This is a genomic window from Gimesia sp., assembly GCF_048260065.1.
Classification (GTDB): domain Bacteria; phylum Planctomycetota; class Planctomycetia; order Planctomycetales; family Planctomycetaceae; genus Gimesia.
Genome location: NZ_JBLXHC010000011.1, coordinates 84936 through 99790 on the forward strand (window position 1 = coordinate 84936; position 14855 = coordinate 99790).

A 14855-nucleotide genomic window follows, 5' to 3' on the forward strand; every position below is an offset into this window, starting at 1 on the left:
CCCGACCGGGGAAGTTCGCGTTGAAGTTTGCGTTTTTTTAGTTGATTTTGCATTGAAAACAGCCCGCCAAGTTGACGATCTGGCGTGACAGGCAGTATAACTGTCGTTCCCAATTTTGGAATTTGTCGCAGAAGGTATATAAATGGCTTCCAAATCAAAGATTGAAAAACAGAAAAAGATTTACGCTCTGGTAGAAAAGCATGCTGCTAAACGGGCTGAGCTGATTGCCAAAGGTGACTACGAAGGCCTTGCTAAACTGCCTCGTAACTCCAGCCGCACTCGTATGCGTCGTCTCTGTCAGCTGACAGGTCGTCCCCGTGGCAACTATCGCAAGTTCCAGATTTCGCGTATCGCTCTGCGGGATATGGCTTTAGATGGCCTGATCCCCGGCATGAAGAAATCAAGCTGGTAAGCTGATCGTTCCCACGAGATCGAAGAGTGTGATCTTCGATTCCAGCCAGCAACGTCAAATCAGCGTCGCCCCGGATATCGGGTGTCCCTTGTTTACGGCGCATGAAAAAGGAAAACAGAATGTCAGTCGGTTTATCGCGTAAAGAGATTGTCAAACGTCGGAAAAAACGAGCTCGTCTGAAAAAGAAGCTCAAATGCCGGTTCTGCCCGGATGGTAACATTCCACGTCCCGTATACGTCGATTACAAGGATCTGAGAACTCTGCGTTCTCTCCTGGATCGCGAAGGACGTATTCTTCCTCGTCGTCGTACCGGCACTTCAGCCCTGTATCAGCGTGCTGTCCGTCGTGCGGTTCTGCGAGCCCGCTTCATCGGTCTGCTGCCTTACGTTGCAGAAGACTAAGCGACTGAAGAGAAGACACAAACGAAAAAGCTCTGGACTGATCTGGTCCAGAGCTTTTTTTATGTTTGTGGTTTCATTCTTAAGGTTGCGTTTACCAGTGCAGACCTGTCGGGAAGGAATCGGTTTGAAAGGCATCCAGCAGGCTGGGTTCGGATTTCTCTTTCTGGTCGATGGTTGCTTCCGCACAGGATTCTTCAGTCTCCCAGATCACGACTTTCACCGCCTGGACTCCGAGATCGTTGAGCAGGCCTGGGCAGACTTCATCCAGCAGGTAGCGGGCCATATTTTCTGCAGTGGGATTGTAAGGCAGGACGAAGTACTTGGTCGGTTCGACCATGCGGATGGCGTTTAAGCCGTTCTCGTCTTCAATGTTGAGCAGAAAACCGTGATCCCAGTTTTCATCAATCCAGCCTTTGAGCAGGCTTTTGAGGTGCGCAAAGTCGATGATCCGCCCGACCGCATCCGTATCGGGACCGGTGACGTAAAAGTCGGCCACATAGTTGTGACCATGAAAAAACTGGCATTTCCCTTCATGGCGGAATAAGCGGTGACCCGCATTAAACTTGATCCGCCGCATGATTGTCATACCCATGATATTATTTCGACCTCGTAATAAACGTGATTCGTAATACGTTGACTGATATTATTAACTGTCCAGCAGAGATTTCATACCCTGTGTCATCACGGCATCGATACCGGGATCACAGAAGGCGACGCTGACTTCGTAACCACCTGCGGGATACTCTTCCGCGACCGGGATGTACCAGGGACCGCCATCTCCATAAGCGGCTGTTGCGATGAACTGATCGGGCTGAATGCTCTGAGCTCTTAACTGGTACTCGATAAAGCTCTCTGCGGGCAGATGCAGCGTTTTGATGTCGTTCATCTGCAGAGAACTGAGCGTGATCGGAATTTTCTTCTCGACCCGTTGCAGCCAGGCCAGCATGTAGGAGGGCCGGTTTCGATTCACAACACTGTTATCCTTGTTGGAAATCGTCTTCGTCAATTCTTCTACGCTGAAAGTGCTGCGAACGGGAGGTAAAATGTCGTGAGTTTTCCAGGTCAGCTGCCCGACCGGTTCCGGTTTGAGCCCTTTTTCGGAGGCGACCATTCCTTCATAGATGCGTTTTGCCAGAATGCCCCGCATCGGTTTCGTGCCATCATTGTACTTACCGGCGGAAATGTTTCCGGAACAGCCGGTGAAGTAAATGTGCGTGCAACCTGGTTCTTCCTGCTGACGCTGCTTGCGGGCGATGCCGGTGAAGTCACTGCTGACGCGTCCGTCGCCGTAATAGCTCATGGGATGGGTGGCGTAGTAATGGCAGGAGACCAGCTTTTTATCTTTGTTGTAGAAGGCGATCGTTTTCAGGAAGGGATCGATGGTCCCTTCGGTCATGCTCCGCAGCTTTTCATCTCTGCAGCTGCTGCCTCGCATGCTGATGATCTTGCCTGCTTTGTCGCGGTTGATCCGACGGTTGGAGGCGACCTTGTCGACTTTTCCCTGGCTGTGTGCGACATGCGTCACAGGTTCTGCTTTGGGGAGCGCCGTGCTGACTGCTTTGCGGGCTTTGTCGAGACATTCGTTGAAGAAGTCGAGCTCGACGATGTGCGGCAGATCCCCTTGATCGAGGATGATCTGTTCGGCGTTCAGGCAGGCGAAGGGGGCGTTATGCTGATGCACACACTGGACGGCCACCCGATCGATGGTGGTGCCGGCGGCTTCGGCCAGAGCGGTTCGCCAGGCGATATGTGCGTCGTTGAGCAGACCGGTCCAGTCGACGGCGCAGACCACAATCGGCTTTCCGGCCCCGAGCAGGACGTAGCCGATCGCTTCCAGGGAATCGTCATACCCGACGACCGGTTTGATCCAGCCTCCGCAGAGGGAATGTCCTTCAGGCGGAGAGACATCGAACCGAAAAGGCGCAATATGCAGATTCGGATTGCGGGTCGTGTCTGCCTGATTCGCGAAGGTCCACTCATCAAGGGAAAACGCAGTGCCAGTCGCTGCCAGGGAGGCAGCGAGGAAGTCACGACGACTGAATTGGCTCATAGGTCACCTGTGTCCGTGATACGGTTTACAGTTTTGTTGGATTGGGAGCGTCTCCATAAACTTCTTTGGGGTCGAATACTTTTTCTGTTTCGGTGAACTCAAGTGCCAGACCCTTTTCTTTTGATTCTTCACCTACGGGCACGCGGCGGTAGAAACAGGAACGGTAGCCGACGTGACAGCTGGCGCCACCTCCCATGACATCGACGCGTAACCAGATCGTATCCTGGTCGTCGTCAATCAGCAGCGCTTTGACTTTCTGCACGAGTCCACTGGTGGCACCTTTGTGCCAGAGTACCTGGCGGCTGCGGCTCCAGTAAACGGCTTCACCCAGTTCGATGGTTTTCTTGAGTGCTTCCTCATTCATGTAAGCATGCATGAGCAGTTCACCCGAGGTATAGTCGGTCGTCACAACAGGAATTAAACCGTCCTGATCAAATTTGGGGGCCAGTTCATTTCCTTCTTCCACCTGCTCGACGGTTGTCCGTGCCGCGAATTGAATTCCATCTGACATGATTTTGTCTTTCCTCACTTCAATTTAATCTTTTGTCTGACTGTGGAGAGATTCTCCACTTCTTACTACCCGTAAAATGGGTTCTTAACTGATAGCAGAGCAGCAACTGAATTCGCTTTTGAAGTCCCTGGCTGCTCTGGTCTGGATCATGGGATCTTCCCGGGACGGGATGTGTTTCCATCCTCCGGGGGGTTGAATCTGTGTGGCTGGTTACATCATACGCAATGGTTGCGGTCAGACACACGTTCTCAGGCGTTGTTCAAGCGGAAATTAGCAGATTTCCTGCTTTGAGGTACGGATTTCCTACCCTGAAATAGTAAACCTAATGATGAGTCAGGTCAGCAGTTTGATGCGGGATTTTGAGAGGTTTCACAGAATTATCGGCTGTTGAGCCAGCATTAGTATACATGCGCGATCTCAATAAAATCAGACTGACCGGTTTACGGGTGGTATGCGAGGTTAGACAGCTGATAAAGGGGAAAGTTCGCGGTGATTTTGAAATCAGTTTTGGCTCGATTTCTTACTGTAAATTTGTGACATTTCCGAGATGCGGGTTTTGACCAGTTTTCGCAGCGAGGGGGGAGAGATCACTTCTGCCTGGTTCCCGAAACTGAGGAGCCAGTCGGTCATCTGATCCGGGTTACTTACGCGTGCCCGGAATTCGATCGTGCCCCCTTTGAGTTTTCTGATTTCCTGTGACGGGTCCCAGCTGATATGTGAGACAGCCTGAGCAGCATCGCTTTGAAACCGAATTTTGACAGAAACGGTTCTGGATGACTGCCGCACGGGATCCCAGGTATTGCCGACATAGCGATCGAGTTTAAAGCGGGATGGTTTTTTGAACCGTTCGTCGAGCAACTCTGATTTGATGATTTTCAGAATCGGAAAGACTTTGATGCCCCGATCGACGGAGGAGCGCCCTACGACAAACCATTCCCGATTCGAATACAGCATGTGATACGGGCTCAACATGGTGGAGACCGTCTTTTGTTCTTTCGGGCAGTCGTAGTGAATGCGCACGTTTTGTTTTGATGTGACCGCTTTCAGAATGGTTTTATAATGCAATTCGTTGCGTATTGAGGGATTGCAGGGCGTCAGCCAGATGGAGACGGACTGGGCCGCTTCAATCACCTGATCGCGTAATGTATCGGGCAAACTGCTCAGAATTTTTGCGGAAGCGGAGCGGGCGATGCCATCGAGAGGCAGCCCGACGATGGTTTTATCGAGGTCCTGACTGAGCACAAACAGCGCAAGAACTTCTTCAAAGGTGAGATCTTTGAAGGGGACGATGGTTCTCCAGGGAAGCAGATATCCCTGTTTATCATCATCGTAAAGAACGTAGATTCCGGCTTCCTGAAGGGTTTTCAGGTCACGGAAAACGGTCCTGCGACTGACTTCGCATTCGCTGGCAAGTTGTGCAGAGTTGTAAACACGTCCCGACTGTAACAGGGCAATCAGTCTGAGAAGACGATGAATTCGTCCAGCCACCATTGATTATCTTTTGTATGCTTTCCACAGGCCTGGTCAGTGGCGGGTGCTCAATCCCGAAAACTCAGTATGAACGGTCTGCAGCGCGCACAACGAAATGGAGGTTTCGTATGCGAATCGACAGTTCAATATCCGGAAACAACAATCGATGGAGATGGACATCGATACGGGTAAGTTTGAATGAGACAAGCGTCGGCAATGAATCAAACGAAAGTTATGTTTAAAACTAGCACGTGTTTACGGAAATGCATACCGAAATTCGTAAAGGTCTTTTCAAATTGTCGAATGCCCAAATTGTCAGACTGTGAAAGCAGTACGATCAGGGTAATGCGAACATTTGGAATTCTGTAACGCATCGCATTTGGCCGTAACATCTCTCAATCTATCATACTCGGTCCAGATGGCCCTTGAGACGCTACCAGATAACGAGACAGCTTAGTTATTCACTCTACAAAACTGGTAGCAGGCAGTAGTTCGACGTCGATATTTTTCTCAGTATCGGCAATCGGCAGCTCTTCCAGTTCTGCAGAGATCTGTCTGTTCCTGGGCTGAGGTTCAGGAGGTCCCGACTCAAGCGCGACCTTCACCGCTTGCTCAATCTCGGATTGAGCAAACGGATTTCGACTACTTTGATAACCCTCATCAAGTTGCAGACGTGCTTCCGGCTGGCCTGACGTGGCAGGTGCAGGCGGTGCATATTCTGGAGTGGTTTCCGGTTCCGGAACAGGCATGATATCAGGTGTGATCCCATCTTGTGAGGAAGAGTACGTCTGAGCCCCGGCTGCAGGCATGACACCCACTTCGCCGATGTAGCCGTCTGAAACGAATGGTTCCGGTTTGCTTCGCAGTTTATGAGCATCGATACCGTGTGTTCTAGCCCAGGCACGTCGGACAGCCTGCTGATAGGCAACCGGTGACCATTCCCCTTCCATGAGATGCACGTTGTTGTGTTGCAGCAAGGTGCCTTTCCATTTGTGGAGGTTCTTGATCGCGACGTTGTAGGCAACCAGTGAGCGGTAGTATTCAGTTTCAGCAGCAGCCAGTGAGGACTGTGCACGTAACAGCGTATCGAGTGTTGTCGTTCCTGCCTGAACTTCGGCGTCAAACAGTTCCACACGTCTGCGGGCGGCACGCCAGCGGTTGAAGTTGGATTGTGCTGTCGCATAGTTTTTGGTCAGGTCCTGGAATGTAATGGCCAGTTCCTGGCTGACATCCATTTCCTGTGCTTTAAGAACGGCTCGTGCTTTAGACAGACGGAATTCGAGGTTTTCCACCTGGGCATGTGCCGAACGGAAACCGAGAGGCATACTGAATTCCCAGCCAACGGTCCAGCTGTCCTGGTCATTGTCCAGCAGAGTTCCATAGGCACTATGCAGACCCTGAGATGTGATGCCATCGGTGTTTTTCTGGCTTAACAGGCGATCGCCGAAACCATTCACCTGATAACTGGAAACCAGGTCCAGGCGTGGTTTGGTCAGGCTGGTGGCAGCCATTCTCTGAAATTCCAGACTTTTAATGTTCCATTTCTGTTTACGCAATTCGACGCGATGTACCAGAGCTTCTGTCAGACACATACTCCAGTCGGGAGTAAATTCTGCTGCGATCGGGTCATCAATCGGACGAATGATTTTTCCATCGTTAACGGGCAGACCAACCAGTCGGCGAAAGCGACTTTCTGCGGTGTAAATATCGCTGCGTGTTGACTGAACCAGTGACTGTGTTTCAAACAGACGGTCTTTGGCCTGTGCTTCGTCAGCCGGCTTGAAGTTTCTGGTACCGCCGGCTTCCAGTTTCGCATGGGCTTCCCGCCAGCTGCGAAGTGCTGAGTTACGGGCCACCACCTGAGTGTCGTACAGGCGATAGGCCAGATAGAGCTGCCAGTAGCTTTCTTCAATATCGGAGATCAGGTTTCGCACATTTTTCTCGAAATCTGCAAGCACCAGGTCATTGTTGATGCGGGCGATCACGACCCCCTGGCTGACCCCGGTAATCCCGGTGAATCCGGAACCGATCGGGCCGGCAATCCGGGTGTAGTCGACGCCGGCACCTGCCAGGAATGGCTGACGATAAGAGAGTCCCACGTTCCCGGCGTAATTAGACGGGAACAGCTGACTGGTGGCATTACTGCCTGTGTAGTTCCAGTTATGTGACAGGGCAAACTGTCCGCCGTTCGCAAATGTTTTGGAGAGGCCGGACTGGAATTGTCCCGTTTCCTGTGCGAGTGTACCGCCGGGAATACCACCAAAGAACGGGCTGTTTTGCACCTGTTCGGAGCGGCCCCAGAGCATATTGGCAGTAAACGTCGTATCAAATGCAGACAACGCCGCTTCCACACCACGCGATCCACCCAACAGGACGTTCGTTTCCTGAATGGAAGGGTCGAAAATCGTAGGAGTACCATCCGGGTTATTTAACAGCCCGTTGCCGTTGGTTCCCAGAGTACCGGAGACACGAATGACTTCGCTGTTTGCCATACCCAGATGAATGGCGTCCATCAGGGGTAAATCCCAGATTTCATCCTGAGAACGGTCAGTCAGAGTCCGTGGTTTACCAGAGAATGTGATCTCCTCAGGTGTCTCATCATAGACCGCCGGGTATTCGATTTTTGTTGCAACATCCTCATAATACTGGAGTTCTTTGTCTCCGAGATAATGAAGATCGGTATCGGTACCCAGACCGTGACAGCCCACAAGCTGGCTGGTAATCAGGCATCCACAGAAAAACTGGTGTAACTTCTGGCGAAGGTTCATGTATTTATCCTTCAAGACATGAACGACGATTATGAGCACAAAGTGTTTGTTCATAATCACTTAAGTTCATAATCGATAGTACTTTCAGGGAGAAATCACCATTCAGGTAAGGCGGCCTTGGTGCAATGACGGTCGCATGAGCGCAGGGCAGGCAGCCTTTTCGGCAAAATCACTACATTCGGTATCGGCGCTTTAATCGTTACAACTTGACTTTTTTGACGATTGGTCAAAATTCTGTTGAATTTGAGTCCGAGGTCCGAATTCCGTGTAGGGTTTTCCCCTTAGTTTCTTGATCAAAATGAGTTCGCCTGCGTCATTCTGCTCGATGGCGTGCCCCAGAAACTGTAAGGCGTATCCTGCGAAAAAGGAGATTCCCGCATAAATCCAGTCTCCCGCGATGCCGAAACCGATCAATCCTCCAAAGGTGAGAGGGACGCCGATCAGGTGCAGGATCTGATTGGCTCTGTTCTGGTGTCGGAGCAGGTAATTACTGAAAAAACGCTGGATCATGAGAATCCCTGATTGGTGTGAAAAGTAAGCGTCAGCCATCGCGTATAGTTGAAAAGCGATTTCCGTTTTGATACGGTCACTGCTTGTCTGTGAGCTAAGTATTCAGTATCAACCAGTATGGCCTTCGGTTTCAAGAGTCAGCAGGCTCGTAGCGTGGTATTCACAGCACTTGAGAACCTGGTCGCATTCCCTTTTTGTCAGAAGTATTAGAGGAAACGATGTATAAAGTCACATTAATTCCGGGCGACGGAGTTGGTCCGGAAATCGCCGAGGCAACCAGAAAATGTGTTGATGCCACAGGCGTGAAAATCGACTGGGATGTTCAGGAATGTGGAATCGAAGTCATTGAAGCCGAAGGCGGCGTGCCTGATCGCGTGATGGAATCGGTTCGGGCGAACAAAATCGCTCTGAAAGCACCGATCACCACACCGATTGGAAAAGGGTTCCGCAGTGTGAACGTGTTCCTGCGACAGGAACTGGGTCTGTATGCCTGCATTCGTCCGTGTAAAACCTACAAAGGTGTGCGGACTTACTTTGCTGATTCCAACGTCGACCTGGTTGTCGTTCGGGAAAATACAGAAGACCTGTATGCCGGCGTTGAGTTTCAGGCTGGTCAGGAAAAAACAGCCGAGCTGATCAAAACGATCAACGAGTTCGCGACAGGTAAAAAGATCAACACCCCCCTCGATGAGACCGGCGTCAGTATTAAGCCGATGTCTTACCAGGGTACCCGCGATATCTGTAACTACGCGTTCAAATATGCCGTCGATAACAAACGCAAGTCTGTGACATCGATCTGCAAAGCCAACATCATGAAGTTCACCGACGGACTGTGGTACGATGAAACCCGTGCCGTTGCGAAAGCTTATGGTGCGAAATTCGAATGGGATGAACTCTCTGAAGGCGTCGATGCCGATCCGAAGCTGGCAGGCATTGCGACTGACTGCGGCGGCAGCATCGAGTACAACGAGCGTCTGATTGACAACATGTGCATGCAGCTGGTTCAAAAACCGGAACTGTACGACGTGCTCGTGACCTCCAACCTGTACGGCGACATTCTGAGTGACCTGTGTGCCGGCCTGGTCGGTGGACTGGGTGTTGCTCCCGGATCGAACATCGGAACGGAAGCCGCCATCTTCGAAGCGACTCACGGTTCTGCTCCTAAATACAAAGGGCAGAATAAAGTGAATCCGGTTGCTCTGATCCTGTCCGGTAAAATGATGCTGGATTACCTCGGCGAACACGAAGCAGCAGCGAAACTGGATCAGGCAGTTGCTGACGTGATTGCTGAAGGAAAAGACGTGACTTACGATCTGAAAGACGATCGCAACGATCCGACAGCCGTCGGAACTCAGGAAATGGCAGATGCCATCTGTGCGAAAATGCAATAATTCCTGAGTCACTCTACGATTAAATAAATACTGCGATGCGAGGCCAGTTGTGCTTTGCATCGCAGTTTTTTTATTCCCGCGCTGGTGATCGAAAAAATCTATAATAAATGGCAGGGCTCCTGAAAAAACTGGTGAAGAGATCAATCTATTTTGATACGATGAAATAAGATTCTCGCCTCGCTTTGCCCACCACAGGAGTCAACCTCATGTCAGATATTTTTTCTCACCAGTCCCTGTCCCCCCTTTCGCGACGTGAAATGTTAAAGCTGAGTGCCGCCGCTGTCGCTGGTACCGCCGGTCTGAACTGGCAGCAACAGCCTCTGAAAGCCGCCGATGAAAACAAACGTCCGCAAGTCGCTGCCATCTATACGCAGTGTTTTTATCTGTCGCATGCCTTTCATATTCTGCATCCCTTTTTAGGGCCGTACCTGTTTAACGGTAAGATTCAACAACCGCAGTGCGATGTGGTCTCTTTCTACGGCGATCAGTTTACGGAACGGGATCTCTCCCGGGGGATTGCGAAAAAATACAAGATCCCGTTTTATGAGACCATCGGCGAGGCGTTGACGCTGGGCGGCGATGAGCTGGCAGTGGACGCGGTCCTTTCCATTGGTGAGCACGGCGATTATCCCGATACCAAATTCGGGCAGACCAAATATCCGCGCAAACGGTTCTTTGATGAAATCGTCGCGGTCATGGAGAAATCAAAACGCTTTGTCCCCGTTTTCAGCGACAAACATTTTTCGTATCGCTGGGACTGGGCACGTGAGATGTATGACACTTCGCGGAAGTACGGGTTTCCCATGATGGTCGGCAGTTCGGTGCCACTCGCGCAACGGACGATTCCGCTGGAAATTCCTGATGGCACGGAACTGGAAGACGCGGTCTCGATTCACGGAGGGCCAATAGAGAAATACGATATCCACGGACTCGAAGTGCTGCAGTCGATGGTCGAATTCCGCAAAGGGGGCGAAACCGGAATTTCATCCGTTCAGTTTCTCAAAGGGGATGAGCTGATCAAAGCCGGTCGCCAGGGACGCTGGTCGATGAAGCTGGCCGAGGCAGCCATGCAGGCGGAACTGGGGGATAAGAAGCGGGGTCTGTTCGATCCGATTGGTTCGGAAGCGGAGACCGAACCGCATGGAATTCTGCTGGAGTACAAGGATGGATTTCGCGCCACCATGCTGAAGATCGGTTCGAATGGTGTCCGCTGGAATTTTGCCTGCCAGGTGAAAGGGGAAGCGGCGCCGAAAGCGACCACATTCTTCCCGGGCCCCTGGGGGAACCGCAACCTGTTCCGGGCCTTTTCGCATGCGATTCAATATCTGTTTGTAGAGAAGGAAGAACCCTATCCGTGTGAGCGGACTTTGCTGATGACCGGCGCACTGGATGCCGCCATGCATTCTTATTTTGAAAAGGGACAGGCTTTGATGAAAACACCTGAACTGGAGTTTTCCTATAAGCCGAAAAATTTCAATCAGTTTCGTGAAATGGGCGCTTCCTGGAAAGTTATCACTGCTGATATGACACCGCCTAAGGTTTTTGTCGGCGAGGATCCTGCTCCGCAATAAGCGGTTAATCCGATTCCAGATACATATTATTCGTTCAGAACAGGGAATGTCTCGACATTTCCTGATGCAGATTACTTGCAGGAACGGCGAAAATTCAGGATATTGAGGACAAAATCGTTCTCTTTTTTCAATTCCCAGATCCCGCCTGACAGTAAGTAACCTGATATGAAATATGTGCTCGTGATTCCAGATGGTTGTGCGGACGAACCGCAGGATGCATTGGGGGGTAAAACTCCTCTGCAGGCTGCCAGGGTTCCCCGGATGGATGCCGTGGTAGCAGAAGGAATTCTGGGACGGACCGATACGGTTCCCGCTTCCATGCCTTCCGGCAGTGATGTGGGGACGATGAGTCTGTTTGGTTACGATCCACTGGTGTATCACACAGGACGCGCACCGTTGGAAGCGGCTGCACAGGGAATTGAACTGGGTCCGCATGACTGGGCGATCCGTTGTAATTTCGTGACGATCACAGACGGGAACATGGCCAGCTTCACTGCGTCGCAACTCCCGAATGATGTCGGCGAAGAACTGGTGGGACTTCTACAGGAAGCGACAGCAGACGAACCGCAGTGGGAATTCCATCAGGGAGTCAGCTATCGGAACCTGCTCATCTATCGTGCGAAAGACGAAAACGATCAACCATTCGAAGCAGGCACTTCGACGACGCCCCCGCATGATCTGACCGATCAGCCGATCGAGCATGATCTGCCTTCAGGGAGAGGCAGCGAACTGCTGCTGGATCTGATGGAACGCAGTAAGAAACTGTTTACGAAATCCGCAAAGAATCAGAATCGTGCTGACGGACAGCCGCCGGCAACGCAGATCTGGCTCTGGGGTCAGGGAAGCCGCCCGGCTCTCAAACCGTTTCTGGAACAGTTTGACAAGACAGGAGCAGTCATTACCGCCGTCGACCTGCTGCGGGGACTGGGACGTCTGCTGGGCTGGGATGTGATTGAAGTCGAAGGTGCCACGGGATACACCGATACTGATTACGCTGCCAAAGGGCGGGCTGCCATCGAGACTTTGAAGAACTCAGACTTTGTCGTCGTGCATGTCGAAGCGACGGACGAAGCATCCCATGAAGGGGAAGTCGAAGAAAAGATCAAAGCGCTGGAGAATATCGACGAGCATATCGTGGGCCCGGTGCACGACTATCTGAAATCCCAGGGGGATTACCGGATTCTGGTCTGCCCGGATCACCCGACCTTTCTGCGAACGAAAACGCACAGCCACGGATACGTACCATTCGCCATCTGTGGCAAGAATGTCCGTCCGGACCAGGCAAACTGTTATGATGAAATCACCGCAAGCGCCAGTAATCTCCTGCTGCCGAAAGGCCATCAACTGATGCCGTTCTTCTTCGGAACCCCCAGCTGAGACCATAAAAAAGGTCAGTCAGTAATCGATACTGACTGACCCGATTCGAAATTCGGTGATCGCCTGTTGTTTACAGCGGCCAGTCCCGCAGGATGCGTTCGACTTCTTCCGCGTGCCCGCTTTCATCACGGACCATATCTTCCAGCTGGACGGCCATCCCTTTGTCGCCGAACTCTTCGGCTTCTTTGGCGCGTTTTGTATAACCGGCTGTCGCTTCTTTTTCAGCTGCGAGGACCGCTTCCAGCATTTCACGATTGTTTTTTGCTTCGGTGACTTTACCGGCAACCGTCACAGGCTCTCCGCCGAGCGCGACGATTTTGTTGGCCAGGTATTGTGCGTGTCCCAGTTCGTCGGGGACTTCTGCCAGAAAGAACTGGGTCAGCTGTGGTCGAAAGGGGCCGGTCGCCTTGGCAGCGTAAGTCGTATATTGAATGATGGCGGCCAGTTCACTCGCCAGATCCTCATTGAGGTTTGCGATCATTGTCTGCTTGTCCATGTGTCTCTCCTGTTGTCATTTTGAAAACTGGATCGAAGTCGATCCGCGTGTTAATTGCATAAGTCAACTCTGTACTATCTTTATAGATGTACAAACTCTTTTATCAACTATAGAAGAACGCGCTGCATCTGAAAATGCACTGAAAAACGACGAAAAAATGCAAAGATTTCACATTGAGGCGAATTCCCGAAGTCCGGTTCTGAATACGGAAAGCACAGGAGGACAGTTTGATTTTCCCGTCAAATCGAATGTAAACGGAACAGCGGCTCTCATTTTCGGGGTTCTTTTCAGGGGATGCATGGACTATGATTGTAATTCAAAGCAACATCAGGTTATTTTAACCTGTCAGTTTGTCGGATCGCAGGTGCCTGCGTTACACCGATTGAAATAGAATACAGGGAGATTTTTAGTGTCTGACTGGGTTGAACCTCTGGGAATGAGAATTCTCATTCGAAAAGACGAAAGTCGCCAGACGACCAAGGGGGGGATTGTCCTTCCCGATAAAGCCGAGATTCCAAACATCACCGGGCGCGTGGTGGAAATCAGCGTGCAGATTGCCCGGGATGATGATTTCCCGGTCAAGAAATACGACAAAGTGCTGTTCAACCCCAGCGATGCGATTCCCGTGGATTTCGAACCGGACAATGTTCTGTTTGTGGTTCCGATTGAAGACGTGGTCGCGGTATTCCGACGCGGTGATGCCAAGACCAACGAAGTCCGCTCTGCCGAGGATCGGGAATACGAAGATCCCGAAGACTGGGAAGAATAAGCGCCTCCCCTGCTCCACTCTGCTGATGTTAACCAGCGGGATGCGCTGCTTTGATCTCGTCCACCAGGCTCGGTCTCTGGTAACCTTCCGGAAGGGCATCCAGGTTTCGATAGGCGATCAGTTCGGCGACGATACTCACGGCGATTTCCGGGACCGTCTGTGAACCGATATCGAAGCCCAGCGGTGCATGCACCCGAGAGAGCGCTGCGCGTGGCGTACCCAGTCGCAGCAGATCCTCGAAAATGAGCTTCACTTTGCGTTTGCTCCCGATCATGCCAATGTACCGTGCATCCGTGACGGCCAGATGACCGAGCGCCTCTTCGTCGTGATTGTGACCGCGAGTGAGGATGATGATGAAGGTGTCCGGCGTGACTGACAGCTTGCCGAGAACCGTGTCGAACGATCCAACGATCAGCTGCTTTGCCGTCGGGAAGCGGTTGGCGTTACAGTATTCCTCGCGATCGTCGACGGCAATAATATCGAAGTCGACATCACTGGCCAGTTCGGCAACCTTCTGACCGATATGACCACAGCCGACAATCACCAGCTGGCAGGTCTGGTGGAACGTCAGATACGCGATGCCTTGACTGACATAAGGACGCGGTCGGTTCTGAATCGGTTTCAAGCCGTCAAACAGCTGGGCCGGCGGTTGTTCTGTACCGCGGAATGCGATGATGTTTGATTCCGCGTCGATCAGATATCGATCGGGCTGCTGTTCTTCCGCTGACGAGTCCGGCGGAATGACAATCGCTTCCGTGCAGCCTTTGTCGGTTTCCAGCAGTTGCAGCACGCTGTGATAATATTGCAGATCCTGTTCGGTTCTGACGGGATCGACGAGGACCTTCATGCGGCCGCCACAGATCAGACCGTCATCCCAGCCGTAGTCATTATCGAGCTGAAACGTCATGATCTCCGGGGATTCCGCGTCGATCAGTCGCAGTGCGCGGTGTTTGACTTCCGCTTCCACACAGCCGCCTCCCAGTGTACCGACCTGCGAACCATCACTGAAAATCAACATGGCGGCACCTGGTTTCTGAGGTGTGGAGCCACGGGTTTCGACCAGACAGGTATAACAGACAGGACGCTGCTGCCGGACCGCTGTTTCCAGTTCGAGTAGTAGTTCACGCAT

The 14855-nt window shown here is 51.8% G+C and carries 14 protein-coding genes; 6 read left to right on the forward strand and 8 right to left on the reverse strand.

Translation table 11 applies throughout. From position 1 onward, the window contains the following. Positions 1-142 precede the first annotated feature (142 nt). Together rpsN and rpsR are read left to right on the forward strand one after the other, a co-directional pair. The gene (rpsN, locus tag ACN0YN_RS19915) at positions 143-412 is read left to right on the forward strand and encodes a 30S ribosomal protein S14 (RefSeq protein WP_417386766.1); all 270 of its coding nucleotides are present in this window, start codon (positions 143-145) and stop codon (positions 410-412) included. Positions 413-531: 119 nt separating this feature from the next. After that, on the forward strand, positions 532-813 hold the full coding sequence (gene rpsR / locus ACN0YN_RS19920) for a 30S ribosomal protein S18 (RefSeq protein ID WP_145045814.1): 282 nt from the start codon (positions 532-534) through the stop codon (positions 811-813). Positions 814-904: 91 nt separating this feature from the next. Here the strand turns inward: rpsR and ACN0YN_RS19925 are convergent, their stop codons facing one another. The 6 genes from ACN0YN_RS19925 to ACN0YN_RS19950 all read right to left on the reverse strand — a co-directional run bounded on the left by ACN0YN_RS19925 (position 905) and on the right by ACN0YN_RS19950 (position 8122). Then, entirely contained in the window at positions 905-1405 is a 501-nt protein-coding gene (locus ACN0YN_RS19925) for a 6-pyruvoyl trahydropterin synthase family protein (protein ID WP_417386767.1), read from the reverse strand. A gap of 54 nt (positions 1406-1459) precedes the next feature. Further along, complete coding sequence (locus ACN0YN_RS19930; protein WP_417386768.1) at positions 1460-2863, reverse strand: hypothetical protein; 1404 nt, start codon at positions 2861-2863, stop codon at positions 1460-1462. Between the two features lie 25 nt (positions 2864-2888). Next, complete coding sequence (hisI, locus tag ACN0YN_RS19935; protein ID WP_417386769.1) at positions 2889-3374, reverse strand: phosphoribosyl-AMP cyclohydrolase; 486 nt, start codon at positions 3372-3374, stop codon at positions 2889-2891. Between the two features lie 501 nt (positions 3375-3875). Continuing rightward, the gene (locus ACN0YN_RS19940; RefSeq protein ID WP_417386770.1) at positions 3876-4865 is read right to left on the reverse strand and encodes a helix-turn-helix transcriptional regulator; all 990 of its coding nucleotides are present in this window, start codon (positions 4863-4865) and stop codon (positions 3876-3878) included. 440 nt (positions 4866-5305) lie between these two features. Continuing rightward, positions 5306-7612, reverse strand: coding sequence for a TolC family protein (locus ACN0YN_RS19945; protein WP_417386771.1), 2307 nt, complete (start codon positions 7610-7612; stop codon positions 5306-5308). 192 nt (positions 7613-7804) lie between these two features. Next, positions 7805-8122, reverse strand: a complete 318-nt coding sequence (locus ACN0YN_RS19950; protein WP_417386772.1) for a DUF962 domain-containing protein — start codon at positions 8120-8122, stop codon at positions 7805-7807. A gap of 218 nt (positions 8123-8340) precedes the next feature. On the opposite strand from ACN0YN_RS19950, the gene ACN0YN_RS19955 reads away from it, so the two are divergent. From ACN0YN_RS19955 to ACN0YN_RS19965, 3 genes are all read left to right on the forward strand, one after another. Next, the gene (locus ACN0YN_RS19955; RefSeq protein WP_417386773.1) at positions 8341-9513 is read left to right on the forward strand and encodes an isocitrate/isopropylmalate dehydrogenase family protein; all 1173 of its coding nucleotides are present in this window, start codon (positions 8341-8343) and stop codon (positions 9511-9513) included. Positions 9514-9719: 206 nt separating this feature from the next. Further along, the gene (locus tag ACN0YN_RS19960; protein WP_417386774.1) at positions 9720-11084 is read left to right on the forward strand and encodes a hypothetical protein; all 1365 of its coding nucleotides are present in this window, start codon (positions 9720-9722) and stop codon (positions 11082-11084) included. A 165-nt stretch (positions 11085-11249) separates the two neighbouring features. Continuing rightward, the gene (locus ACN0YN_RS19965; protein WP_417386775.1) at positions 11250-12461 is read left to right on the forward strand and encodes a cofactor-independent phosphoglycerate mutase; all 1212 of its coding nucleotides are present in this window, start codon (positions 11250-11252) and stop codon (positions 12459-12461) included. A 70-nt stretch (positions 12462-12531) separates the two neighbouring features. Here the strand turns inward: ACN0YN_RS19965 and ACN0YN_RS19970 are convergent, their stop codons facing one another. Beyond that, positions 12532-12957: a ferritin-like domain-containing protein gene (locus ACN0YN_RS19970; protein ID WP_417386776.1), complete on the reverse strand. Its 426-nt coding sequence runs from the start codon at positions 12955-12957 to the stop codon at positions 12532-12534. Between the two features lie 409 nt (positions 12958-13366). On the opposite strand from ACN0YN_RS19970, the gene ACN0YN_RS19975 reads away from it, so the two are divergent. Continuing rightward, positions 13367-13726 carry a co-chaperone GroES gene (locus ACN0YN_RS19975; protein WP_002645001.1) on the forward strand — a complete coding sequence of 120 codons (360 nt, stop codon included), beginning with the start codon at positions 13367-13369 and terminating at the stop codon, positions 13724-13726. A 28-nt stretch (positions 13727-13754) separates the two neighbouring features. Here the strand turns inward: ACN0YN_RS19975 and ACN0YN_RS19980 are convergent, their stop codons facing one another. Beyond that, positions 13755-14855, reverse strand: a complete 1101-nt coding sequence (locus ACN0YN_RS19980; RefSeq protein ID WP_417386777.1) for an XdhC family protein — start codon at positions 14853-14855, stop codon at positions 13755-13757.

Bases quoted from the DNA above. Each gene is read 5' to 3' on its own strand.
- rpsN (WP_417386766.1), top strand. From the start codon at position 143: ATGGCTTCCAAATCAAAGATTGAAAAACAGAAAAAGATTTACGCTCTG.
- rpsR (WP_145045814.1), top strand. From the start codon at position 532: ATGTCAGTCGGTTTATCGCGTAAAGAGATTGTCAAACGTCGGAAAAAA.
- ACN0YN_RS19925 (WP_417386767.1), bottom strand. From the start codon at position 1,405: ATGGGTATGACAATCATGCGGCGGATCAAGTTTAATGCGGGTCACCGC.
- ACN0YN_RS19930 (WP_417386768.1), bottom strand. From the start codon at position 2,863: ATGAGCCAATTCAGTCGTCGTGACTTCCTCGCTGCCTCCCTGGCAGCG.
- hisI (WP_417386769.1), bottom strand. From the start codon at position 3,374: ATGTCAGATGGAATTCAATTCGCGGCACGGACAACCGTCGAGCAGGTG.
- ACN0YN_RS19940 (WP_417386770.1), bottom strand. From the start codon at position 4,865: ATGGTGGCTGGACGAATTCATCGTCTTCTCAGACTGATTGCCCTGTTA.
- ACN0YN_RS19945 (WP_417386771.1), bottom strand. From the start codon at position 7,612: ATGAACCTTCGCCAGAAGTTACACCAGTTTTTCTGTGGATGCCTGATT.
- ACN0YN_RS19950 (WP_417386772.1), bottom strand. From the start codon at position 8,122: ATGATCCAGCGTTTTTTCAGTAATTACCTGCTCCGACACCAGAACAGA.
- ACN0YN_RS19955 (WP_417386773.1), top strand. From the start codon at position 8,341: ATGTATAAAGTCACATTAATTCCGGGCGACGGAGTTGGTCCGGAAATC.
- ACN0YN_RS19960 (WP_417386774.1), top strand. From the start codon at position 9,720: ATGTCAGATATTTTTTCTCACCAGTCCCTGTCCCCCCTTTCGCGACGT.
- ACN0YN_RS19965 (WP_417386775.1), top strand. From the start codon at position 11,250: ATGAAATATGTGCTCGTGATTCCAGATGGTTGTGCGGACGAACCGCAG.
- ACN0YN_RS19970 (WP_417386776.1), bottom strand. From the start codon at position 12,957: ATGGACAAGCAGACAATGATCGCAAACCTCAATGAGGATCTGGCGAGT.
- ACN0YN_RS19980 (WP_417386777.1), bottom strand. From the start codon at position 14,855: ATGCGTGAACTACTACTCGAACTGGAAACAGCGGTCCGGCAGCAGCGT.